The organism is Shewanella oneidensis MR-1, from assembly GCF_000146165.2.
GTDB classification, from domain to species: domain Bacteria; phylum Pseudomonadota; class Gammaproteobacteria; order Enterobacterales; family Shewanellaceae; genus Shewanella; species Shewanella oneidensis.
Genome location: NC_004347.2, coordinates 3,305,355 through 3,330,730, shown reverse-complemented (window position 1 = coordinate 3,330,730; position 25,376 = coordinate 3,305,355). Strand labels below are relative to the sequence as shown.

Genomic DNA, 25,376 nt, shown 5'->3' with positions numbered 1-25,376 from the left:
TAGAAGTCGCGAAGCGACGCTCTGCTCTTTCTATAAGGGCTCAGCCCGCTCTGCTTTTAGCTTTTGCCCTTATAGAAGCGCAGCGCTCTCGCCGCGCAGCGTACTAGAATCTAGAATCTGAAGAACCAATGAATACACAAATTACTCAAAATCCAAACACATACCAATCCGACGCCAGATTTCCTCAAGTGCAAGACGACGAAATCGATCTTCGTGAGCTTTTTGCTGTCATCTGGCGCGGTAAATGGATTATTTTGGCTGTTACTGCTTTATTTGCCGTTGGTGCAGTGGTCTTTGCCATAAAGCAACCGAATATCTATAAATCTGAAGCCCTGCTTGCGCCTGCATCTGAGGAACAAGGCGGTGGTTTAAGTGCGTTAGCTTCTCAATTTGGTGGTTTAGCAAGCCTTGCAGGTGTAAATCTCGGTGGTAAAGGTGGTACTGATAAAACTGAATTGGCAATTCAAGTATTAAAGTCTCGCCAATTTACCAGCGAGTTTATTCAAAAGCACAATATCCTTGCCGATTTAATGGCGGCAGAAAAATGGGACAGAGATGCAGATAAACTTATCTATGATCCTGAGCTATTTAACGAACAAACTAATACTTGGGTGCGCGAAGTTAAAGCGCCATTTAAACCTGAGCCATCAATGCAAGAGGCCTATAAAGCCTTTAGTAAAATGATTGTGGTCAATAAAGCCAAAGATACCGGTATGGTGACTTTATCAGTTGAGCATTTATCCCCGACAGTTGCGCAGCAATGGGTCACTTGGTTAATTCAAGATATTAATAAAGTAATGAAGGAGCGTGACGTTGCTGAAGCGCACCGCAGTACTGAGTTTTTAAATAAACAAATCGCTTCAACCAATGTTGCCGACATCAAAACCGTGCTTTACAAATTGATTGAAGAGCAGGCAAAAACCATTATGTTTGCCGAAGTGCGCGATGAATACGTATTTAAAACTATTGACCCTGCATTAGCGCCTGAAGAAAAAGCTAAGCCCAAACGCGCATTAATTTGTGCATTAGGCACAATGCTCGGCGGCATGTTAGGCGTTATGTTAGTGCTGGTAAGGCATTTTATGAGAAAAGAGCAGAATCTAGAGTCTAGAGTCTAGCACCAGCTTTTATTTTTAAGGGCCTATTGGGACAGTTTGAAGAAAAGCAGTAAAACCTAGGGTTTACGAGGGATGGCGAAGATGCTGCTGTCTCAAAATGGATAAAAAGTGTCTCAGCTTGGTTTGGATGGCTGAGATGAAAAAGTGAAAATTTTAATCGTTTAAGGAATTTAGCAATGATGTTTGATGTAGTAAATGCCAAAATTGGCATTATTGGTTTAGGCTATGTAGGATTGCCGCTAGCAGTTGAATTTGGTAAACAGCGTTTGACAATTGGGTTTGATATCAATCAAGCTCGAATCAATGAACTCAGTGCTGGCCACGATAGTACGTTAGAGTGTTCTGATACTGAGTTAGCTGAAGCAAAAAAACTAGTTTATACAACATCACTAGAAGCGCTCAAAGAATGTAATGTCTTTATTGTTACTGTTCCAACGCCGATTGATGAGCATAAGCAGCCTGATTTAACACCCTTGATCAAAGCTTCAGAAACCTTAGGTAAAGTCATCAAACACGGCGATGTAATCATCTATGAATCTACCGTTTACCCAGGTGCGACTGAAGAAGAATGTATCCCGGTTGTAGAGCAGGTATCAGGCCTTAAGTTTAATCAGGACTTTTTCGCGGGGTACTCGCCAGAGCGTATTAACCCTGGTGATAAAGAGCATCGTGTCACTAATATTTTAAAAGTGACTAGTGGATCCACGCCTGAAGTAGCTGAATATGTAGACCAGTTATACAAATCTATTATTGTAGCTGGCACCCATAAGGCATCAAGTATCAAGGTGGCCGAAGCAGCTAAAGTGATTGAAAACACTCAGCGAGATGTCAATATTGCGCTGATTAATGAGCTATCTATCATCTTTAACAAGCTTGGTATAGATACGCTTGAAGTGCTTGAAGCAGCTGGCACCAAGTGGAACTTTTTGCCATTTCGTCCTGGCTTGGTTGGTGGCCACTGTATCGGTGTAGATCCTTACTATTTAACTCATAAAGCGCAAAGCGTGGGTTATCACCCGGAGATGATCTTAGCCGGTCGCCGCCTTAACGACGGTATGGGCCAGTATGTGGTGTCTCAATTGGTTAAGAAAATGCTTAAAAAGCGTATTCACGTAGAAGGCGCAAACGTTCTTGTGATGGGCTTGACCTTTAAAGAAAACTGCCCGGATCTACGCAACACCAAAGTAGTGGATATTGTCCGTGAGCTTAAGGAATACAATATTAATGTGGATATTGTTGACCCTTGGTGTGAAAGCCATGAAGCAGAACAAGAATATGGATTAACTTTGTGCGGTCAACCTAAAGTGAACCATTATGATGCGATTATTATAGCTGTTTCCCATAACGAGTTTCGTGCAATGGGCGCTGAGGCAATACGTGCATTAGGTAAACCAGAACATGTGTTATACGACCTGAAATACGTGCTAAATAAAGAAAGTGTAGATATGCGTTTATAGTTAGCCAAAATGAAAAGTGATAATGGTATTTGAAATTCTGAGTACCTTGGTCTTATAGCTTAATCTTGCTTCTGATTGGATTTCACATGACACGTTACGAACAAATTAAACAAGAACTGCTAAATTCTCCCAAAACTTGGCTAATAACAGGTGTTGCAGGTTTTATCGGTTCAAATTTATTAGAACAATTGCTTAAATTAAATCAAACTGTTATTGGATTGGATAATTTTGCAACTGGCCGTCAACATAATCTCGACGAAGTGCAATCACTTGTCACATCAGAACAATGGATGCGTTTTAGCTTCATAAATGGAGATATTCGCGATTATGCTATTTGTGAAGCTGTAGTAAATGGCGTTGATTATGTGCTTCATCAAGCTGCTCTGGGATCTGTACCACGCTCAATCGCTGATCCAATTACCACTAATGCTGCAAATATCACTGGCTTTCTTAACATGCTTCAAGCTGCAAAAGAGGCTGAAGTAAAAAGCTTTACTTATGCTGCTTCCAGTTCAACTTATGGTGATCATCCTGCTTTGCCCAAAGTTGAACAGAATATTGGTAATCCGCTTTCTCCTTATGCTGTAACGAAATATGTGAATGAGCTCTATGCTAGTGTATATGCTCGTACTTATGGATTTGAAACGATAGGGTTAAGATATTTTAATGTGTTTGGTCGGCGTCAAGATCCTAATGGTGCCTATGCAGCCGTAATTCCTAAGTGGACATCTTCTATGATAAAAGGGGAAGACGTTTTTATTAATGGGGATGGCGAAACGAGTCGAGATTTTTGTTATATCGATAACGTAGTACAAATGAACATATTAGCTGCAACAGCAGCGTCAGAAGCTAAAAATGAAGTTTATAATGTCGCAGTTGGTGATAGAACAACCTTGAATGATCTTTACTTTGCTATAAAGGATTCATTAAATGCGAATGGCATTAATGTTAATCAAAACCCAAACTATCGTGATTTTAGAGCTGGGGATGTGAGACATTCACAAGCTGATGTAAGTAAAGCCGTTACTAGACTAGGTTATCAATATACACATAAGATACTTGAAGGTATCTCAGAAGCGATGCCTTGGTACAAGGAGTTTTTGGCATAATTATGAAAATTTTAGTAACTGGTGGGGCGGGCTTTATTGGTTCTGCAGTCGTACGCCATATCATTGGGAATACCCAAGACTGCGTGGTTAACGTAGACAAACTTACCTACGCCGGCAACTTAGAATCACTTACTAGCGTTGCTGATAGTCCGCGCTACACATTCGAAAAAGTAGATATTTGTGATCGTACTGAGCTTGAACGAGTGTTTTCACTGCATCAACCGGATGCTGTTATGCACCTTGCTGCAGAGTCTCATGTTGATCGCTCAATTACCGGCTCAGCAGATTTTATTCAAACGAATATTGTGGGTACTTACACGCTACTTGAAGCTGCACGCCATTACTGGATGCAACTTAATACTGAGCGTAAATCAGCTTTCCGTTTCCACCATATATCTACAGATGAAGTGTATGGTGATTTACCACACCCAGATGAAATCAATGTTGAATGCTCAATGTTGAATGATGAATGTAAAGACCACTCAACACTTAACATTCAACACTCAACATTGCCTCTTTTTACTGAGACCACACCTTATACGCCTAGCAGTCCCTATTCAGCCTCTAAAGCTTCAAGCGACCACCTAGTACGCGCATGGCTACGTACCTATGGTTTCCCGACGATTGTAACCAACTGCTCCAATAACTATGGTCCTTATCACTTTCCTGAAAAGTTGATTCCATTGGTTATCCTGAATGCACTCGAAGGCAAGCCATTACCTATTTATGGTAAGGGCGATCAGATTCGTGATTGGCTATATGTCGAAGACCATGCTCGCGCACTTTTTAAAGTTGTTACTGAGGGAAAAGTTGGAGAAACATATAATATTGGTGGGCATAACGAAAAGCGGAACTTAGAAGTAGTACAAACTATTTGCAGCATCTTAGATTCATTAGTGCCTAAAAACACGCCTTATGCTGAGCAAATTGCCTATGTCGCAGATAGACCTGGCCATGATCGCCGATATGCCATTGATGCAACAAAAATGAGTGCTGAGCTTGATTGGCAGCCACAAGAGACTTTTGAAACGGGTCTACGTAAAACCGTCGAATGGTATTTAGCAAACCAAGAATGGTGCCAGCATGTTCAAGATGGAACTTATCAGCGTGAGCGCTTAGGCGAACTTTAGTGGTGAGTTGTGAATGGTGAGTGTGAATGCATCACTAAGCATTAATCACTCAGCATTTAATATTGCTTAATAATTAGGCGCGAAAAATGAGTAAAATAATATACTCAACAAAGCTTTTCAGTCCGCCATTCGCATTGTTAAATTACAGCAGTATTTAGTAAACACGCACAGGGAACTTGTGCTTTCTAAGCAATTATTGTGAAGTGGTACATCAATTGGCGCTAATATTAATGAAGCTCAAGCTGCTCAAAGCCACGCTGATTTTATTGCAAAAATGGCTATTGCCAGTAAAGAGTCAAGAGAAACTTACTATTGGTTGCGTCTTCTATGTGCAACGGACTATCTAAACTCACAAGATGAACACATTAAAAGTCTATTAGTTCAGAGTGAAGAACTAATTAAAATTCTTACAAGCATTGTGAAAACTGCACAGCAGAATCAAAAGAAGTAAAAAATGGAATTAAACACTCAACACTCAACACTTAAAACTCATAATACCAAGGGTATTATTCTCGCTGGTGGCTCTGGTACGCGTTTATATCCCATTACTAAAGGCGTATCTAAGCAATTATTGCCTGTCTACGACAAGCCAATGATTTACTACCCTATTTCAGTACTAATGCTTGCAGGTATCCGAGATATTCTGATTATTACTACGCCAGAGGATCAATCTTCTTTTCAACGTCTTCTCGGTGACGGTAGTGACTTTGGTATCAGTTTGCAATATGCAGTTCAAGTAACACCAGATGGCTTAGCGCAAGCTTTTATTATCGGTGAAGAGTTTATCGGCAATGATAATGTGTGTTTAGCACTTGGAGATAATATCTTTTGGGGCCAAGGTTTTTCACCAATACTCAAAAAAGCCGCCGCAAGACCGACCGGTGCATCTGTATTTGGTTATCAAGTTAAAGATCCTGAACGTTTTGGTGTGGTGGAATTCGATCAAGATCTAAAAGCTATTTCGATTGAAGAAAAACCCCTAAAACCTAAATCTAATTTTGCGGTTACAGGCCTATATTTTTACGATAACCGAGTTGTGAATATCGCTAAAAATGTCAAACCCTCAGAGCGCGGTGAGTTAGAAATCACCAGTATTAATCAAGCCTATCTTGAAATGGGGAAGTTAAATGTTGAGCTACTAGGTCGTGGTTTTGCTTGGTTAGATACTGGTACCTATGAGAGTCTGTTAGAAGCCGCATCATTTGTTGAAACGATCGAAAAAAGACAGGGCTATAAGATAGCTTGTTTAGAGGAAATTGCATGGCGTAATCATTGGCTAAGTAATGAGCAAATACTTAAAGTTGCAAATGAAATGTCTAAGAATAGTTATGGACAATATTTATTAGGTTTAGTCGAGATTAAAAAATGATTTTGTTAAATAAGCCTGTTGCGCCAAATTTACAAAAATTGAATAGCTACCTAGAGCGCGTTCACGATACTGGTTGGTACACAAATTTCGGACCACTACATAATGAACTAACAGAAAAGCTGGAAGAGTATTTAGGTGTAAGTAATCTGCTTCTGGTAAGTAATGGAACGTTGGCCATTCAATTAGCTGCCAAAGTATTCAATGTCAAACAAACGATTACAACGCCATTTTCATTCGTAGCAACGTCTTCTTCGCTCCTTTGGCAAGGAATAGATCTTGCGTACAGCGACATTGAAAGGTCTTCACTCAATATTTGCCCTGAGGAGTTAGAAAAGAATTGGAAATCGAATGATTCTTATGACTCTTTACTGGCTACACATGTATATGGTAATCCGTGTGACGTGCAAAAAATTGATGAAATTGCAAAGAAATATAATAAAAAAATAATGTATGATGCTGCACATGCATTTGGAATAAAAGTTGGAAATAAGTCTGTTCTAAGTTTTGGTGATGCAAGTACTTTAAGCTTTCATGCGACAAAAGTATTTCATACTGTTGAAGGTGGAGCTGTTATTTTTAAAGATAGAAATCACTTTGATGAAGCAAAAAGTCTGATAAATTTTGGTATTCAAAATGATGGTACACTTGGTACTCCGGGAATAAATGCCAAACTAAATGAGTATCAAGCCGCTGTTGGTCTATGTTTGCTAGAAAGTATTGATGACATTATTTGCCACCGTTCAAATCTCTTTGAAATTTACAGAAAAGAATTAAGTAATGTTATTGAACTACCATTGTGGCATAGAGATTCAAATTATAACGGAGCATATATGCCAATTTTGCCTTCAACAGAAGTTGAAAGGTTAAAAATTGGCGAGCAATTGAAAGCGAACAATATTCAATTCCGTAGATATTTTTACCCTTCATTGGATAAAGCTTATCTTAGAGTGAAAAGCTTTAACTGCCCTGTGAGTAATTATATTGCTGAAAATGCACTGTGCCTACCACTACATATGTACATGACAAAAGAAGACGTACTAAAAATAACAGCAACTATCAAAGAGATCTACTGATGAAAATTGCAATAATGCAGCCTTATTTTTTTCCTTATATCGGTTACTTTAGTTTAATAATGCAATCTGATTCATTCATTATTTTTGATACACCTCAGTTTATGAGAAAAGGGTGGATAGAAAGAAATAGAATTGGGAAATTAACAGGTGGTAGTGTTTACATCAAGGTCCCGCTTAATAAAGCAGATTTGAGTACAAATATTAAAGACATGACTATTGATGATAGTAGTGATTGGCGAGAAAAAATTATATCACAGTTAGAGATATATAAAAAAAGAGCCCCATTCTACAATAAAGTAGTTGAACTGGTAACTGATGTATTGAAAACTGATACTAAAAGTATTGTAACGCTGAATAAAGTTGCACTTGAAAAAGTCTGTGAATATCTCGGCCTAGAAAAGACTTTTAAAGTTTTTTCTGAAATGAATTTAGATATTGAAGAGCCCAAGGCTGCGGATGAATGGGCATTAAATATTTGTAAGGCTCTAGGTGTGAATAGCTATGTAAATGCTGCTGGTGGAGAGAGTTTTTTTAATGTAAATAAATATAAAAAAAATAACATTGACCTGTTTTTTATAAATCAACCTATTGAGGAATACAAGCAGTTTGATGATGTTTTTGAACCTGGCCTGTCGATAGTTGATGTGATGATGTTTAATAGCCCAGAAAAAATTATTGAAATGTTATCTAAGGGTTCACTAAAAAAATTAATCGAGGAATAGTTTGAAATGATCACCAAGTCAGCTTCAGATGTGTCTAACTGTAAATATTCATATTTATTTACAAAAAATGCCAGAACCTCTTGGTTTAAAACGCTAGATGCACTTAGTGTTTATAAAAATAAAAAATTAACTTTACTTTTACCGGCGTATATTGGTATTAATGAGAAAGAAGGCTCTGGTGTTTTTGATGCGGTTATAAAAAATGGAGCTGACGTAGTATTTTATAGGGTTACCGATAATTTACAGGTTGATATCAGTGATTTTAATAATAAATTAAAGAGTAATGATATTGATGTTGTGCTTGTGATTCATTATTTTGGGTTTTCTAGAGTTGATATGGACTCAATTCGTACCATATGTGAAAAACTCAATGCTATTTTGGTCGAAGACTGTGCGCACGCTTTCTATATAAACGCTGATAACAGTAAAATTGGTAATTACGGTGATTACAGCTTTTATTCATTACATAAATATTTAGCAACCTCGACAGGTGGAATGTTAAAAATAAACAATACTTCATTACCTAATCCTGTTCTAGACATAAATGACAAAATAGATTTTGATGCACTAGAAAAATTTGCAAGTTCAGATTTCAAAAAAATAGCTACTATAAGGCACCGTAATTATTTAGCTTACGAAGAACATCTCGCAACCGATAAAAACATTGATGTGCTTTTTAAGTTAGAAAGTACAGATATACCGCAGACATTTGCTATAAGAGTAAAAAATGGATTAAGAGAGAAACTTTATTTTTACTTACTGGAAAAAGATGTGCCAACAGTCGCACTGTACTACAGATTGATCCCGCAAATTACAGAAAATGAATTCCCAAATTCACTTTTAATTTCAAATGAGATTCTGAATCTACCGGTTCACCAAGACACGAAAATAAGTGAAGTTGTGTACATATGTGAAAAAATAAAAGAATTCTTTTCAAATGAACAAAATAGAAATTAATCCCTCTTTAATTAAAGAGCTATTAGAAAAAGTAGATAATGAGTTTCAACCTCGATTGAGCTCAAAGGTTAATTTAACTGAATATGCTTGTAAGTTAAATGATAAAGCTGTACTTTTCGTAGAACTAGACAAAGAAATTTTAATTGGTTTATGTGCTGTCTACATGTCAGATCGGATACAGTTGCAGGCCTATTTATCGATGCTAGCAGTAGACCCTGAATACAGAGGAAAAGGTTTTGCCAAAAAACTTATTCTCGATATGGAATCTACAGTCAGAGACAATGGTTTTAAAACAATTAGACTTGAGGTATATAAGACTAATGAGGGGGCGCTCTCAATGTATCTTAAATTAAATTACATCATAATTGATTCAACTGAAAATTCAATTTTCTTGCAAAAAGAATTTTAATCTTAAAATAAGATACTCAAATGTTACGTCAAAATATAGTAGCTAGTTATTTTAGTCAAGCTTATGTGACACTCATCGGCATCGTTATTCTCCCGTTGTACATCAAATTTATGGGAGCTGAGGCATACGGATTGATTGGATTCTTCACACTTTTGCAAGCTTGGTTTTCACTACTAGATCTCGGTTTAACTCCGACAATTGCTAGAGAAACATCGAGATTTCAAAGTGGAGTATTATCCAAGCTGAAATTTAAGCAGCTATATCGAGCACTTAGTGCCATTTTTCTTATAATTGCCTTAATTGGTGGGCTTTGTTTATTTTATCTCTCTGATTTAATTACAAATAAATGGCTAAATTTTAATGAATTAGACGATAATATTGTACAAATTTGTGTTCAAATTATGGCAATAAGTGTAGCTTTTCGATGGATGGGGGGGGTATATCGAGGTGTAATCACTGGTTCTGAGTCCATTGTCTGGCTTAGTTCGTTTAACGCTATAATTGCAACAATTAGGTTTATCGGTGTTTTCGTAAGTATGTATATATTTGGTTTTACTGCTTACGTGTTTTTCGTACATCAACTTGCAGTAGCAATTTTAGAATTTATTATTTTATTTTTTAAAGCAGAAAAGATTATCCCACGTCGAAAAGATTTTACTGAAGATATAGGTTGGTCGTTTGAACCCATAAGATCGATTCTTAGCTTTGCCTTGACTATTGCTTTCACTTCTTCTGTTTGGGTATTTGTTACTCAAACAGATAAGTTATTACTGTCTGGCCTCTTACCATTAGCAGAATATGGTTACTTCACGCTTGCAGTTCTAGTTGCAAGTGCGATTATGGTTGCTAGTGGGCCCATAAGTAATGCTTTAATGCCCCGAATGGTAAAATTATATGCTGAAGATAAAAAAGATGAAATGCTAGATATTTATCGAAAAGCAACACAAGTCGTAACTGTAATAGCAATACCAGTAACTACAACTTTTGTTTTTTCTGCAAAGCCGCTGTTGATCGCATGGACAGGGGATGTATTAATTGCTGAAAAAGCATCACCAATCTTACAACTTTATGCAATCGGAAATGGTTTTCTTGTCTTGGCCGCATTTCCATTTTATCTGCAATATGCGATAGGTAGTTTAAAATATCATTTTTTGGGCAACATTTTAATATTCGTAATATTAATGCCATCGATTTATTTTGCTGCATCTAATTATGGTGGTATCGGTGCAGCTTGGGTATGGTTACTCCTAAATGCATTTATGTTCTTTTTTTGGGTTAGCTACGTCCATCAAAAATTGTTTAAAGGTTTACATATTATATGGTTATTAAGAGATGTATTGAGTATTGCATTACCAACATTAATGGTTTGCTACTTAGTTTCATTGACCTCAGTAGATTTAATAACCAAATTTCATAATTTAGTGTATACCATCTCTTTTGCATTCATTGGTTTTGTTGTGGCATTACTAGCTTCTTCAAATGCCAGGAACTTTATAATGTCAAGGGTAAAAAATGACCTCGAATGATGCAGATATCAAGGCTACGGTTTGTGTTGTTACTTATAATCAAGTTGAATATATAGAACAATGCTTACAAAGCCTGATAGATCAAATTACAAATTTTGAATTTGAGATAATAGTTGGTGATGATTTTTCGACAGACGGCACTAGAAGAATTGTTGAGGATTTTCAAAGAAAATACCCTCATGTAATAAAACCAATATTTCATAGTAGAAATGTTGGTGCGGCTGTCAATTTTAACGCTGTACATGGTAGTGCAAGAGGCAAGTTTGTTGCTCATGTTGATGGTGATGATTACATGTTGCCTAATAAGCTACGATCACAAGTAGATTTTATGGAAAGAAATCCTAATTGCAATATATCCTGGCATAGAATGTATGTTAGTTATGGTTCAAATATTAAGGAAGATTTGTTGGATTTAAACAATTTTAGACAATTGTGTTTCACAAGAGCGGATATTTTAAAATTTATTACTATTGGTATGAATAGTTCAAAAATGTACCGTGCTGAAACAATGAATTTTCAAAGACCAGATTTTCCGATGCTTGATTATTTTGCAAATGTTGAACAAATTGGTGATGGGCAAGCTTGTTTTATAAGTTCTGAACCTTTGGGTGTATATAGAGCTGGTATAGGAATTGCGAAAAATGATTTTAGGGTAAAAGAAGCCTTAAACTCGTCTTTTTTATATTTCTTGTCTAAATATCCCAAGTTATCAAATGAGATTAATCAATCGGTACTGTTGCTACTTTTAATGGCATTCAAAAATCGAAGGTATACAGAGCTTTCATTATTTCTTAAAGTTTACCTTAAAAGCTTTAGTTTCTTTACTCCTTGGAAATTATATAAAGATTACGAATTCATAAAAATGCTTAGATTGCCGAAGTAGGATAATAAATGAGTATCAGATATTTTAAAGATGACTTGGCTTTTTCAGCGCAAACAAACCGCTCTATCATTTTACTAAAACATGCTCTTGTTTCTCATACAATTCATTTGACTTTTTTATTTAGAGCTGGTCAATCGCTTTGTAAGATCCCATATTTAGGTGTTGTTGCACGTATTATCATCGAATACTTAATTAGGGTTATTTATTCAAGTGATATTTCATGTAGGGCCAAGATTGGACCTGGCTTGTCTATAGTTCATGGACATGACATCGTTATTGGTGCCGATGTGGTAATAGGACGTAATACCAAAATTTTTAATGGTGTTACTTTTGGTAATAAAGATATATCTCAAACTAGTTTTGGTAATCAACCTACCGTCGGGGATGGTTGTATATTTTGTACAGGGGCGAAAGTACTTGGTCCTGTTAAAATTGGCAATAATGTAATAGTTGGTGCAAATTCTGTTCTTTTACAGGATTGCGATGATCATGACATTGTTGCTGGTGTGCCTGCAAAATTTATAAAGAAATCGAAATTATGAGTCTTGCGAAGGAATATATTCCATGGTTGCTTGGTTTTATTTTTGTAAATATAATCGCAACCTTTATTATGCTAGATAGTAATGAGTTAATCGGAGATCTAAAAGGAACCGTTGTCTCAAACCCATATATATTACTTCTGTCTTTAATTCTTATTGTTATTACATATTTTTTTCTAATGTGGCCATTTTTTATTAGTGTTTTTTCAATAAAAATTAAAAAGTTAAAATTTAATAGGGATGAAAATGTCATATCATTAAGACTGGGTTTTTTTATTCTTTTTATGCAGGTTTGCTTTTTTTTGTTTAATAGTTATTACGGGGTTAATGTTGCTGGTACAAATAATAAAACAGCTGATACGCCACTCGCACTCATCTGGGTTATAATACCTGCTGATGCTTTATTTGTTGTGTATTATGCTTTTTATCGTGACAGCAAGTTTTTCAAAGTAAATTTAATTTTCTGGTTATTCTCAAATATTATACGTGGCTGGGCTGGTGTAATATTGTTTGTTATTTTTTTTGAATGGTGTCGTTTAGTTAGAAAAAATGCATTGAGCTTCACTAAAATATTTATCGCAGTTCTGCTCGTGCTTATACTTTATCCACTGTTAACAATTGCGAAATGGGTTATAAGAGCAAGTGGAGGTAGAGATTTTTCGTTTGAAGTTCTATATGATGCTGTTTTTAAAAATTTAAATGAACAAAGTTATCTTGATTTAATTTATTTTGGGCTCGAGCATATAATAGGCAGGCTACAGCTGACCTCAATATTGAATGAAATTATAAATATGAAAGATAAACTTCAGTTTTTATATCAGAAAAATGATTTTCAACCTTTTTGGATGGAAGGTCTTCATGGTATATTTATTGAAAGGTTATTCTACGGAGAAAAAACCCGTAATCTTGGGGTTGCATTTACCGAATATGCAAATTTTAACTGGATTTTCGAGGTTGGTGATTGGAATATAAATGTTTCTTTACCGGCCTGGTTTTTTATCAGTCCATGGTTTTCTATTTTATATTTATTATACATTTTTTCCCTGTGTTTTTTTTCAGTTTTCCTTGTCAAATTAATAGGTCAAACAAACAGTGCTAGAGACCTTATCTGGCTTAGTTGGCTTGTGTATTTGGTTCCTCTATGGCTGGGAACTTTTGTTGCTCTAATTTATACACTTTTTGTTTTTTTATTGCTGAAGTGTTTTTTCGCGACTAAGGTTCATCAAAATGCTAGTAGTACATTATTGCAATAATTCGGGCAGGAGCATGTAAATGGCTATTAATTATGGTGTTTTCACCATATCCTTAGATTTTGAAATGTATTGGGGTGTTCGTGATAAGAGAGCTATTTCTGATTATGCAGTAAATTTAGAAGGTATTCGACCTGCTATTGCTGGTATGTTGGATATATTTACAGAGTTCAATGTTCACGCTACTTGGGCTACTGTTGGCTTTCTTTTCTTTAGGAATTCTGAACATTTGTCAGCGAATTTACCTAAAGCTATTCCAACATACACGGACATTAATCTATCTCCCTATGAATACATAAAAAATAAAAAGCTCGATGACCGTTATCATTTTGCACCTGATTTAATTCAAAAGATAATTTCTACAAGTGGACAAGAAGTTGCGTCACACACTTTTTCACATTATTACTGTCTTGAAGATGGTCAGACGATTGACCAGTTTGAAAGTGATTTGGCTTTGGCCGTAGATACCGCGTCGCGACTTGGCTATAAGCTTTCAAGCTTAGTGTTCCCACGTAATCAATGGAATTCAGAATATCTTTCAGTTTTAAATAAATACAATATAAAATCATTTCGCGGCAATGAATTAAACTGGATGAATTCAGCATCTGGGCAAGAGGGGCAAAGTTACTTTAAAAGAGCTGCTCGTCTATTAGATTCATATATTAATATTTCTGGTTTCAACACTCATGATATTTCTACATGTTTAGAAAATAAGCCATTTAATTTCCCGTCAAGTAGATTTTTAAGGCCATATAATAAGAAATTATCTTTTTTCGATTGTCTTAAATTGCGTCGTATAAAAAAAGCGATGACTCATGCTGCAAAAAATAATGAGTTATTTCATTTGTGGTGGCATCCCCATAATTTTGGAGCTGAAACATCGAAAAACTTAGATATGCTAAGAGAAATACTAGACCATTATCAGTATTTAAATAAAAATTTCGGCATGCGTTCTCTTAATATGGAAGAATTAAGTTTTTTGGAAAAAGCATATGATTAAAGTTTTACTTCTTTGTGGTAACAGTCAGTCTTCCAGAATTGTCTATAACAGCTTAAAGGATGTGTTTTTATTTGAGCTTGTCATTATTGAAAAAAAGCCTTCTAGCAAATTAATGATAAAACGAAGAATTAAAAAATTGGGCTTTTTAAGAACTTTCGGCCAGGTTTGTTTTATATTTTTCAATAAACTCCTTTCGAACATCGACAAAGGTAAGATTGTTAAACTGCTTGATAAATATCAGCTGAGCGATGAATATTTTCCCAATGCTAATATCAAAAATGTTTCGAGTATTAATGAACCTGATGTTGTTGCTTTGATAAAATCTGTAGCTCCAGATGTAATTATTGTAAACGGAACGAGGATCATCAGTAATAAGTTAATTAATTCAGTTGGTGTGCCAATGATTAATACGCACATGGGTATTACACCCAAATACCGTGGAGTTCATGGTGGCTATTGGGCACTTGCTAATGACGACACCCAGAATTGTGGTGTTACTGTGCATTTAGTCGATGAAGGTGTGGATACAGGCGGTGTGCTTTATCAAGATACAATTAAACCTTCCTCAGAGGATACCTTTAATACGTACCCTTTGCATCAAATCGCAGCGGCTATACCACTCATAAAGAAAGCTATCGTTGATATATATAACCGCGATGTAAAAACACAACCAGGTATTGAACCTTCTATATTGTGGTATCATCCAACGTTATACCAGTATTTTTATAACCGGATGATTAAAGGTGTTAAATAACTATTTTTGTCGCTGTTATTAAGGTTTTTAATGAATATTATACATGTTATTGTAGGTTTGCCTGCTAGCGGTGCGGAATTATTTCTACAGCGATTATCTTTTGAACAACGTAATGCAAATTACCATATCACCGTTATCAGTTTAACAACTGAAGGCACCCTTGGCGAAGCACTCAGGTCTCGTGGTGTAAACGTATTGTTCTTAGGTTTAAGCGGTGTTCTATCTGTTCCCCTAGTTGTTTACAAATTAAGAAAGCACATATCGAACATTCGGCCGGATATAATACAAAGTTGGATGTATCATGCAGATTTTTTCAGCAGCCTTGCAATGTTCGGTCTAAACAAAAAACTTATCTGGTCTGTTCGTTGCTCTAATATTCCTGCAGGAAGTTACTTTACATTAGCCCTAATGAAAATTTGCTCTCTCTTGTCCTATGTGTCTCCTGCGAGAGTTTGTTATGTTGCTGAAGCATCGAAAGTTTTTCATCAGTCTCAAGGATATTCTCCAAAAAAATCCATAACCATCGCAAATGGTTATGACTTTAGTAGTCTTGTTTATAGCGAAAAAAAGAGAAACTCTTTTAGAGAAAGTCTTTCATTAGATAAGCATGTAACAGTTTTCGGTCTTGTTGGCCGGTTTCATAAAGATAAAGGTCAAGATATTCTGTTAGAAGCTTTTTCAAAACTGAAAGCGGATATTAGTAATTACAAGATTTTACTTGTTGGTCGAGAGTGCAATAATGATAATCATCAGCTTGTTAACTTAATTAATAGTTATGGATTAGATGAAAATGTTATCCTCCTTGGCGAACAGAATGATATATCTGGTTTGTTAAGTGCAATGGATATTTATGTTATGGGTTCTCGTACTGAAGGCTTTCCAAACGCATTAGCAGAGGCAATGTCTATCGGTTTACCATGTATTGCAACGAATGTTGGAGATGCTGCATTACTTGCTGATAAATACGCGGTTTTGTCGGAAGCCAATTCTAATTCTTTAGCTGATGCTATTCTAGCAGTGGTCAAGATGCCTGTCGAACAGCGTAAAATGCTTGGTATTCATGCTGCTGACCACGTGAGAAAATCATTTTCTATAGTTGAAATCAAAAAACTTTACGATCAGCTATATCATTCTTTGTTGGAGAAAAAATAAGTGTGTGGTTTTGCCGGATTTTTTAATACTTCAAATTTAACAGACCATGCGCGAATTCTTGAGTGTATGGGTCTGGAGTTATTTAATCGTGGACCAGATAGTTTTGGTATTTGGTTCAATTCCGATGACCGTATTGGTCTTGTACATCGTAGGTTGGCAATTGTTGACTTGTCCGCAGCGGGTCATCAGCCAATGACTTCCGATTCTGGCCGTTACATTATCTCTTATAATGGTGAAATATATAACCATCAAGAATTACGTGATGAATTAGAAAGTATTCGCCAGTATAACTGGCGCGGTCATTCTGATACCGAGACTCTTTTGGCTGCTATTGAGCAATGGGGTTTAAAGATCACACTGCAAAAGGCTACTGGTATGTTTGGTATTGCTCTTTGGGATACTTTAAATAAAGAACTTTATCTTGCACGAGATCGATTCGGTGAAAAACCTGTATATTATGGGTTACACAAAGATGCATTTATTTTTGCTTCACAATTAAATGCCTTCAGAGCTTATCCTGATTTTAAACCGGAAATAAATCGGGATTCTATAACATTGCTCTTAAGACACAACTATATCCCAGCACCATATTCTATATATAGTGATATACATAAACTTTTGCCAGCTACCATTTTGAAACTGGATTCAAACAATAATATTTCGTTAGAAACTTACTGGTCAGCAAAAGATATAATGTCAAATGCTAGTTCTACTGAAACAGATTTACCTGTTGGAAAGCAAGTAGAAGCTTTAGAAAATACTTTGAAAAAAGCAGTTGCCTTACAAATGTCTGCTGACGTCCCTCTGGGAGCTTTTTTATCAGGAGGTGTTGATTCATCCCTTATTGTTTCTTTGATGCAAGCTCAATCAAACAAACCAGTTAAAACATTTTCAATTGGATTTGATGATCCTAGGTTTAATGAAGCAGTATTTGCCAAAGAGGTTGCTAAACACTTAGGCACTGAGCACACTGAGTTGTATTTGACAGCAGAAGATGCCCTAGAAGTTATACCTAAACTTGCTGAGATTTATGATGAACCTTTTTCGGATTCATCACAGATTCCCACTTTTCTTGTATCAAAAATTGCGCGTCAATATGTAACTGTATCTTTGTCTGGAGATGCTGGCGATGAACTATTTTGTGGTTATAACAGGTACTTGATGACTTCTAAAGTTTGGAAAAGATTATCTGTACTGCCAGTTTTTTTACGTTCTTTTTTAGCAAATGTATTCACCTTTGTCCCAGTTAATGTCTGGAATCTGTTCGGTAAATTGCTACCCTCTCGCCTACAGCTAAGTAATTTGGGTGATAAATTACATAAAGCCGCAGCTGTGCTAGCGTGCCGTGATGTTGAGCAATTATATTTGGGGTTGGTTTCTCATTGGCAAAATCCAGAGCAGGTTGTGCTTGGGAGTAAAGAACCTCTTACCGTCTTGACAGATCCTAAGCGTAAAGCCAACTTTTCTGATCCTATTTTGCAAATGATGGCGCAAGATACCTTGAGTTACTTGACAGATGATATTCTTGTGAAGGTTGATCGGGCTGCAATGGCTGTATCGCTTGAAACTCGAGTGCCTTTCTTGGATCATTCTGTATTAGAACACGCGTGGCGTTTGTCGTTAGATTTAAAGCTGAGAGATGGCAAAACAAAATGGTGCTTGCGTGAAATATTGTACAAATATGTCCCCAAAGATTTAATTGAACGCCCCAAAATGGGTTTTGCGGTACCACTTGATGCATGGTTGCGTGGGCCTTTGAAGGTTTGGGCAGACAACCTACTCGCCGCGGAGCGTTTGCGCCAAGAAGGCTTTTTTGATGCAGAGCTAATTGACCGGATGTGGCAAGAACATAAAAGTGGTAAACGTAATTGGCAATATCAGTTATGGGATATTTTAATGTTCCAGTCATGGTATGAGAAATATCATAAATGAGACCCAAAATTCTCTTTGTTGTAAATGTGGATTGGTTTTTTGTCTCGCACCGTTTGCCTATTGCCGTTGCAGCACAAAACGTTGGCTATGATGTTCATATCGCTTGTCAGGTAACCGATAAAAAACAGGAGCTTGAGGGTTATGGTTTTACAGTTCACTCAATAAGTCTTGATCGAAGCGGCACCTCGGTATTGAAAGAATTTCAGACCATGTTATCCATATATCGTCTGATAAAAAAAATTTCGCCCGCGTTAATGCATATGATTACTGTCAAACCCGTCATATACGCCGGTATTGCCGCGCGCATTTTGGGTGTATCTAAAGTTGCATCCATATCCGGTTTGGGTTTTATTTTTATAGCTGAAGGTTTCAAGAGTAAACTGTTAAAATCGTTAATTACCATATTGTACAAATTAGCGTTAAATGACGGTAAGTCACGTGTCATTTTTCAAAATGATTCAGATAAAGGCTTGTTCATTAGGCGGGGTATTATCAGTGATTCAAATACATTACTTGTCCGTGGGTCAGGTGTTGATCTGGATAAATATCAGGTTAAACCTGAACCAGAATCCTACCCTGTTATTGTATTACTTGCACGTTTACTGATTGATAAAGGCGTTTTGGAGTTTGTTCAAGCTGCTGAAATTTTAAAGTCAAAAGGTGTTCCCTGTAAAATGGTGCTTGCAGGTGATACTGATGAAAACCCCAAATCAGTGAGCAAAAATCAGATAACTGATTGGGTTAATAAAGGGATTGTAGAATATTGGGGATATTCAAAAGATGTTAATTCAACTTATGCAAATTGCCATATTGCTGTACTTCCTAGCTATCGAGAAGGTTTACCGAAATCTTTGATTGAAGCTGCTGCTTGTGGACGAGCCGTTATAACTACTGATGTCCCAGGATGCCGTGACGCTATAACACCTAATAAAACTGGCTTATTAGTTCCTGTGAAATCGAGTTTAGAGTTGGCATTAGCGATCGAAACCTTATGTAACGATTCAAAATTGCGGCAAAGTTTAGGTCAAGAAGGGCGTCAGTTAGCTGAGCAAGCTTTTGATATTAAATCGGTGATACAAATACACCTCAATCTTTATGCAGATTTATTAAAAGGGAAGCCTTCTGTCTAACTTCTGATCGTTGTTAGCAAGGCCGGAAGATGATCATGCCTACACAATCGATATTACTCACAGGGGCTACTGGCTTTGTGGGCCAACAAATTTTGCGGCAATTACCGCAGGACACTCGCGTGTTTGGTCGCACAAAACCGGCGCGAGATTGCCATTTTTTTGCAGGCGAACTGACAGCAAATACTGATTACAGATCTGCGTTGAGCGGAGTTGATGTTGTCATCCACTGCGCAGCGAGAGCGCATGTCATGAATGAAACTGCAAATAATGCGGCGCAGTTATATCAAGAGGTGAATACCCTCGTGACCTTAGCTCTGGCCGAACAAGCCGCTGCAGCCGGCGTTAAGCGATTTATTTTTATCAGCACCATAAAAGTCAATGGTGAAGCAACGATTGCAGGTCAGTTATTTCGCGCAAGTGACGCACGGCAGCCGTTGGATCATTATGGTGAATCCAAAGCCAAAGCAGAAATTGGCTTATTCGATATTGCGCGAAAAACTGAGATCGAAGTAGTTATCATTCGGCCGCCGTTAGTTTACGGCCCAAACGTTAAAGCCAACTTTGCCACAATGTTGAACTTGGCGAAGAAGAACCTTCCTCTGCCATTCGGTGCTATTCATAATAAGCGTAGCATGGTCGCATTGGATAATCTTGTTGATTTAATCGTGACTTGTATTGAACATCCCAATGCTGCTAATCAAATTTTTTTGGTCAGCGACGATCAGGATGTTTCCACCACTGAGTTGCTTAAACTGATGACCGGTGCTGCAGGCAAAAAGCCTCGCCTGCTGCCTGTGCCCATGGCGTGGTTGATACTCGCTGGAAAGGTAACCGGCAATCAGGCGATTATTGACAGGTTATGCGGCAATTTGCAGGTGGATATAACCCACACCAAAAATACACTCAGTTGGCAGCCACCAATTACCGTTGAAGAAGGTGTCAGGCGCTGTTTTGTAAAGGAATAATCATGTTGATTCGTTTAATTGATTTTCTCGCAGCCTTCTTTGGGTTGTTATTGCTATGGCCAATATTGCTCATCGTCACCATCATTGGTCTGTTTGATACTGGCTCACCGATTTTTATTCAAACTCGAGTAGGTAAACATAAAAAGCCATTTAACTTGGTTAAGTTTCGTACTATGAGTAAGGATACCGCATCGGTTGCTAGCCATCTTGCCAGTAATGCAGCTATCACAAAGTTTGGTGGTTTTTTGCGTAAAACTAAAATAGATGAATTACCACAACTGATTAACGTACTTAAAGGTGAAATGAGTTTGGTTGGCCCACGGCCTAACTTATTTAATCAAGAAGAATTGATCGCTGAACGTGATGCATTAGGTGTATATAACGTTCTGCCTGGTGTTACAGGGTTAGCGCAAGTGCAAAATATTGATATGTCTACGCCTAAATTGCTTGCTCAAACCGATAAGCAAATGATCGATACCTTAACATTGCGTAGTTATTTTAAATACATTCTTATGACGGCTACAGGAAGTGGCAGCGGTGATGCTGTTAAACCAAGTTAGATATGCATTTGAGTTTAGCTGTAACTCGTTATCTCATGTATACTCATCTGCTCTAAAGACTTGATGCCTGTTGCTAATGCATAAGCAGTTACTTAACCTCATGAATTACTTAATTAAGCTGGAGCAAAAGATGGATTTTTTGCATTTTTTATTCTCATTAAAGCGGTCACAGAAGCGTTTGGTCAGCGTAGCGATAGACTCAGTTTTTTTGCTTTTTGCCTTTTGGTTTGCGTTGCTGGTGCGCTTGGACTCGGTAGATGTATTGTTTAAATCGCAATATTGGGGATTGATTGTGTTAACTATCCCTATGAGTATTGCTGGGTTTATAAGGTTGGGGCTTTATCGCGCAGTGCTGCGTTATATTGGCTCGCAGGCATTTACTGCAATCGTGGCTGGTGTCGGTATTTCTACCATAGCTCTTGTTTTACTAGCCTATTATGGCGGGGTGGATTTACCTCGCACAGTGCCATTTATCTATGCTGCTTTTGCTCTCGTTTTTGTGGGTGGCGCGCGCGCACTTATGCGTTCATTAGTCGGTGCAGGTATTAACCGCCGTGGTGAGCCAGTTATTATTTACGGTGCGGGCGTGAGCGGACGGCAAACGGCGATTGCACTTGCACAAAGTCATGAATACCATCCGGTTGCTTTTGTTGATGATGACGAGAGTTTGCACAATACATCGATACAAGGCTTGCATGTTTATGCGTCGAATCAATTAAGTAAGCTTATAAAACAGCGACCTACAACTCGTGTTTTGCTGGCAATGCCGAGTGCATCACGTTCACGTCGTCAAGAAATTATTAATCAACTTGAGCCGCTTACTGTCAAGGTGATGACCTTGCCCGCCATGGCGGACTTAGTGAGTGGTGATAAGTTATTTAGTGATGTGAAAGAAGTCGAAATCGAAGATTTATTGGGTCGAGATTCTGTTGCGCCAAGACAACATTTATTGACTGCCAATATTAAAAACAAAGTAGTTATGGTTACTGGGGCTGGTGGTTCAATCGGTTCAGAGTTATGTCGCCAGATTTTAAAACAGCTACCTAAGCAGTTAGTTTTATTTGAGTTATCGGAGTTCGCACTTTATTCGATTGAGCGTGAACTTTCTGCGACTGCCACTGAGCTGGGTATTGATGTTGAAATCGTCCCTATCATGGGCTCTGTACAACGTGAAAACCGTGTGCAAGCGGTGATGCAGGCGTTTAAAGTGCAGACGGTTTACCATGCCGCAGCCTATAAGCATGTGCCTTTAGTTGAGCATAACGTGGTTGAAGGTGTGCGCAATAACGTATTTGGTACTTTATATACCGCGAGAGCGGCCATTGCGGCAAAAGTAGAAACCTTTGTTTTGGTTTCAACTGATAAAGCAGTACGCCCTACAAATGTGATGGGTACCACTAAACGTATGGCAGAACTGGCATTGCAAGCATTAGCAAAAGAGAACCATCACACCCGTTTTTGCATGGTGCGTTTTGGTAATGTGCTGGGGTCTTCTGGTTCGGTTGTGCCATTATTTCGTAAACAGATTGCTAACGGCGGCCCAGTTACTGTTACTCACCCTGAAATCACGCGCTTTTTTATGACAATCCCTGAAGCATCACAGTTGGTTATTCAAGCAGGTGCTATGGGTAAGGGCGGTGATGTCTTTGTGCTTGATATGGGTAAATCGGTCAAAATCATTGATCTTGCAGCGAAAATGATCCGCTTAAGTGGTTATGATGTGAAGGATGAAGCGAACCCTAACGGTGATATCGCGATTGAATTTACTGGCCTTCGCCCCGGTGAAAAACTGTATGAAGAGTTACTGATTGGCGATGATGTAACTGGTACAGACCATGAGCGAATTATGACCGCGAATGAAATTTACCTGCCATGGGTTGAATTAGAGTTAATTCTTAATCGTTTGGATAAAGCATGCCATGAGTTTAACCATGAGGCTATTCGTGAGATTTTACTTGCGGCGCCTACCGGATTTGCCCCAACTGACGGTATTTGTGATCTAGTTTGGCAGCAAAGGAAATTATTTAAACCAGCTGATACAAAAGCGAAAGTGGTGACGTTAGTATCTTGATTCAATGTCTTATATGATTTAAATGTTGAAAAGTTGAATTTTTTTAAAGCCAAATCCTCACGGATTTGGCTTTTTGTCTTTTAGCGTTTTAAGGATTTTGTATATCTAAACCTCTGTTTGACGCAGGTTCGCCATTGGTCGCGAGATATAGGAAGGCCTTTGGCCTCTAGGAACAGTATAAGGTGCTTAGGACGCTCACAACCTCGCTCTAGAACGCCACTACGTGACTCTAGCAGCAAAGCGCTCTAGCTTCTACGAACGCCGCTTTGCGGCTACGGATGACGACATAAGTGCAAAGTGCTTCACTTCTTCCGTTATCACAGCGTTTCGTCAATCGTCAACGTCTTTGCTTGTCCTCCCATCTTATTTTAGATGGCTATTTTTGCGTTTTATAGGTGTCATTAATTGGGTTTTTTCTTGATTTTTGAGTGCGGAAGGTTGCATTAATTGACTTTTTTATCTATTTTTGAGTGCTATAGTGTTCATTAATTGTCGTCTGCTTTTGGGGCTAGGTAATGCAAATTTTAACGGTGCAGATGAACATTGCCGGAGAATGGCGTGATGTTGCTGTGGTGGGGTTTTATGCGCCCGAGAAGGGCACTGGCGGGCCATGTGTATTAAATTATGATATCGAACATGTCACGTCTTACTTCCATCAATTTGCGCAAACTGCAGTGAGTGTATCGTTACCCGTTGATAATATCCCGTTGCGAAGCCCTCACTGGCATCGTTTTTTAGAAGATATTATGCCGGCAGGCTCCAGTCGGGATTATTGGGTTAAGCGGCTTGGATTACAGGATATGCCTAATTTGGAACGGGATTTCCAATTGTTGAAATATGGAACTATCGCGCCAATTGGCAACTTACGTATAAAAGAATCGGTGCCTGAAAAGGCTAAAAAGTCATTGCCTGTTACCTTTAGCATCGCTGATGTTAGTGAGTTGCAGATTGATTTTATTGAGTATGCACAGTCTCGCGGTGCTGCTGCAGGTGGCGCTTCCGGTGCAGGCGGAGCTGCACCTAAGTTATTAGTGCGATTAAATGAGCAGCAAGGTGTTTGGATTGATACCTTTCAAGATGATCCGCGTAATCTCGATCAGCCTTATTTAGTTAAGTTCCCAAGGGGTAAAACCACTCTGGATAGCGATATTTTGCGAGCAGAGTATCATTTTTATCATGAGCTTACACAATTGGGTTTTGAGACTATTTCCGTTGAGTCGATGAAGCTTATTGAAGTAGAACGTGGTCCTTCTTTATGGTTGCCACGCTTTGATTATGGTGTTGAGGCTGGAGCAATGGTGAGTTATGGCATGGAGTCAGTTTATGCCATTTTAGGTGAGCCGACAGCAAAGCCTTTGCTGCATGCTGATGTGATTAGACGGCTTTTGGCCGAGTTTAATAAAAAAGAAAACTACGGTAATACCAGGACGCCACTTGACGTTGAGGCTGGGCTTGAAGGCAAGAGTGGCATTGAGGCGTTTGTGGTTGAATGGGTGCGAAGAGATTTATTAAATATTGCCTTTGGAAATTCAGATAATCATGGCCGAAATACCTCTTTTATCAAGCATGGAAACCGCGTCCAGTTGGCACCCATTTATGATTTTGCGCCCATGAAAGCAGATTATGAGATGATCACTCGTACCTTTACCTGGGGTGAGGGAATGGAGTTAGGTGGCGTGTATAACTTTCCTGCAATTGCAGAACATTTATCCGATTTACTGTCGCCTAATGATTTAATGAGCGCTTTGAATGAAACCGCCGTGCGTTTGCTTGGTCTTGAGTTGCGTTTACGTCAGCGGGGTGTGCCTGAATCGATTCTTGCACATTCGGGAATTGGTTTTGCGACGTTAGAAGCGAGAATGCAGCAGTGGGGGCTATTATGATGGTTTCATCTAATGTTGCAACGGATTCGATTGAAACAAAAGGCAGAGGTGGTCGAAAAAAAATTTCGGTTAATCGAAAGCCTTTGACCCTTAAAGATAGGGAGGATTTAGTCTTTGCCGCTACATTGGATCTCTTTTCGGGTAAAAAGACTCAAGGTCAAGTACTTAAATGGCTGAGAGTTGAGTTGTTATCACTGAGCCAGGACCAATATGCCAAAATGGTGGGCGTTAGCCGTAAAGCATTGTCTGATATCGAAAGTGATAAAGGTAAAAACGGTGTTGAGTTGATTAATCGGGTTTTTAGCGGCGTCGGGTTTCGTATTGCATTAATGCCAAAGGATTGTGTAGTACTTAAAATGGCGGTAGAGGCGATTTAGACGCTAAGAT

The 25,376-nt window shown here is 38.0% G+C and carries 24 protein-coding genes; all 24 read left to right on the top strand.

The window, feature by feature from the left end; all coding sequences use genetic code 11:
• Positions 1 to 128: 128 nt before the first annotated feature.
• Positions 129 to 1,118, top strand: a complete 990-nt coding sequence (locus SO_RS14885) for a Wzz/FepE/Etk N-terminal domain-containing protein (protein WP_011073078.1) — start codon at positions 129 to 131, stop codon at positions 1,116 to 1,118.
• Positions 1,119 to 1,294: 176 nt separating this feature from the next.
• On the top strand, positions 1,295 to 2,575 hold the full coding sequence (tviB, locus tag SO_RS14880) for a Vi polysaccharide biosynthesis UDP-N-acetylglucosamine C-6 dehydrogenase TviB (protein WP_011073077.1): 1,281 nt from the start codon (positions 1,295 to 1,297) through the stop codon (positions 2,573 to 2,575).
• A gap of 86 nt (positions 2,576 to 2,661) precedes the next feature.
• Positions 2,662 to 3,684, top strand: coding sequence for an NAD-dependent epimerase/dehydratase family protein (locus SO_RS14875; RefSeq protein WP_011073076.1), 1,023 nt, complete (start codon positions 2,662 to 2,664; stop codon positions 3,682 to 3,684).
• Positions 3,685 to 3,686: 2 nt separating this feature from the next.
• A complete protein-coding gene (locus tag SO_RS14870) occupies positions 3,687 to 4,814 on the top strand; it encodes a dTDP-glucose 4,6-dehydratase (protein ID WP_011073075.1) in 1,128 nt (375 codons plus the stop codon).
• A gap of 214 nt (positions 4,815 to 5,028) precedes the next feature.
• Positions 5,029 to 5,265, top strand: coding sequence for a four helix bundle protein (locus tag SO_RS23255; RefSeq protein ID WP_274544484.1), 237 nt, complete (start codon positions 5,029 to 5,031; stop codon positions 5,263 to 5,265).
• A gap of 3 nt (positions 5,266 to 5,268) precedes the next feature.
• Complete coding sequence (gene rfbA, locus SO_RS14860) at positions 5,269 to 6,183, top strand: glucose-1-phosphate thymidylyltransferase RfbA (RefSeq protein WP_011073074.1); 915 nt, start codon at positions 5,269 to 5,271, stop codon at positions 6,181 to 6,183.
• Positions 6,180 to 7,256, top strand: a complete 1,077-nt coding sequence (locus tag SO_RS14855; RefSeq protein ID WP_011073073.1) for a DegT/DnrJ/EryC1/StrS aminotransferase family protein — start codon at positions 6,180 to 6,182, stop codon at positions 7,254 to 7,256. Before rfbA ends, SO_RS14855 begins: the two co-directional genes overlap by 4 nt.
• Positions 7,256 to 7,978: a WbqC family protein gene (locus SO_RS14850; RefSeq protein ID WP_011073072.1), complete on the top strand. Its 723-nt coding sequence runs from the start codon at positions 7,256 to 7,258 to the stop codon at positions 7,976 to 7,978. Before SO_RS14855 ends, SO_RS14850 begins: the two co-directional genes overlap by 1 nt.
• Before the next feature lie 6 nt (positions 7,979 to 7,984).
• A complete protein-coding gene (locus tag SO_RS14845; RefSeq protein WP_011073071.1) occupies positions 7,985 to 8,935 on the top strand; it encodes a DegT/DnrJ/EryC1/StrS family aminotransferase in 951 nt (316 codons plus the stop codon).
• Positions 8,916 to 9,344 (top strand): GNAT family N-acetyltransferase, encoded by a 429-nt coding sequence (locus SO_RS14840; protein WP_011073070.1) that lies wholly within the window; start codon positions 8,916 to 8,918, stop codon positions 9,342 to 9,344. The genes SO_RS14845 and SO_RS14840 overlap by 20 nt, the downstream gene beginning before the upstream one ends.
• A gap of 20 nt (positions 9,345 to 9,364) precedes the next feature.
• Positions 9,365 to 10,870: an oligosaccharide flippase family protein gene (locus SO_RS14835; protein ID WP_011073069.1), complete on the top strand. Its 1,506-nt coding sequence runs from the start codon at positions 9,365 to 9,367 to the stop codon at positions 10,868 to 10,870.
• Positions 10,857 to 11,753: a glycosyltransferase family 2 protein gene (locus tag SO_RS14830; protein ID WP_011073068.1), complete on the top strand. Its 897-nt coding sequence runs from the start codon at positions 10,857 to 10,859 to the stop codon at positions 11,751 to 11,753. The genes SO_RS14835 and SO_RS14830 overlap by 14 nt, the downstream gene beginning before the upstream one ends.
• A gap of 8 nt (positions 11,754 to 11,761) precedes the next feature.
• Complete coding sequence (locus SO_RS14825) at positions 11,762 to 12,295, top strand: serine O-acetyltransferase (RefSeq protein WP_011073067.1); 534 nt, start codon at positions 11,762 to 11,764, stop codon at positions 12,293 to 12,295.
• Positions 12,292 to 13,545: an oligosaccharide repeat unit polymerase gene (wzy, locus tag SO_RS14820; RefSeq protein ID WP_011073066.1), complete on the top strand. Its 1,254-nt coding sequence runs from the start codon at positions 12,292 to 12,294 to the stop codon at positions 13,543 to 13,545. Before SO_RS14825 ends, wzy begins: the two co-directional genes overlap by 4 nt.
• Before the next feature lie 19 nt (positions 13,546 to 13,564).
• A complete protein-coding gene (locus SO_RS14815) occupies positions 13,565 to 14,542 on the top strand; it encodes a polysaccharide deacetylase family protein (protein ID WP_011073065.1) in 978 nt (325 codons plus the stop codon).
• Positions 14,535 to 15,296: a formyl transferase gene (locus SO_RS14810; protein WP_011073064.1), complete on the top strand. Its 762-nt coding sequence runs from the start codon at positions 14,535 to 14,537 to the stop codon at positions 15,294 to 15,296. Before SO_RS14815 ends, SO_RS14810 begins: the two co-directional genes overlap by 8 nt.
• Before the next feature lie 30 nt (positions 15,297 to 15,326).
• Complete coding sequence (locus SO_RS14805; protein ID WP_011073063.1) at positions 15,327 to 16,448, top strand: glycosyltransferase family 4 protein; 1,122 nt, start codon at positions 15,327 to 15,329, stop codon at positions 16,446 to 16,448.
• A complete protein-coding gene (asnB, locus tag SO_RS14800) occupies positions 16,449 to 18,380 on the top strand; it encodes an asparagine synthase (glutamine-hydrolyzing) (RefSeq protein ID WP_011073062.1) in 1,932 nt (643 codons plus the stop codon). It begins immediately after the preceding gene.
• Complete coding sequence (locus SO_RS14795; RefSeq protein WP_011073061.1) at positions 18,377 to 19,510, top strand: glycosyltransferase family 4 protein; 1,134 nt, start codon at positions 18,377 to 18,379, stop codon at positions 19,508 to 19,510. Before asnB ends, SO_RS14795 begins: the two co-directional genes overlap by 4 nt.
• Positions 19,511 to 19,545: 35 nt before the next feature.
• Positions 19,546 to 20,475 (top strand): UDP-glucose 4-epimerase family protein, encoded by a 930-nt coding sequence (locus tag SO_RS14790; protein ID WP_011073060.1) that lies wholly within the window; start codon positions 19,546 to 19,548, stop codon positions 20,473 to 20,475.
• Between the two features lie 5 nt (positions 20,476 to 20,480).
• The gene (locus tag SO_RS14785) at positions 20,481 to 21,035 is read left to right on the top strand and encodes a sugar transferase (protein WP_164925892.1); all 555 of its coding nucleotides are present in this window, start codon (positions 20,481 to 20,483) and stop codon (positions 21,033 to 21,035) included.
• Positions 21,036 to 21,165: 130 nt separating this feature from the next.
• Entirely contained in the window at positions 21,166 to 23,106 is a 1,941-nt protein-coding gene (locus SO_RS14780; RefSeq protein WP_011073058.1) for a polysaccharide biosynthesis protein, read from the top strand.
• Positions 23,107 to 23,621: 515 nt separating this feature from the next.
• Entirely contained in the window at positions 23,622 to 24,989 is a 1,368-nt protein-coding gene (locus SO_RS14775; RefSeq protein WP_011073057.1) for a type II toxin-antitoxin system HipA family toxin, read from the top strand.
• Positions 24,986 to 25,366: a helix-turn-helix transcriptional regulator gene (locus tag SO_RS14770; RefSeq protein WP_238560490.1), complete on the top strand. Its 381-nt coding sequence runs from the start codon at positions 24,986 to 24,988 to the stop codon at positions 25,364 to 25,366. The genes SO_RS14775 and SO_RS14770 overlap by 4 nt, the downstream gene beginning before the upstream one ends.
• Positions 25,367 to 25,376 lie beyond the last annotated feature (10 nt).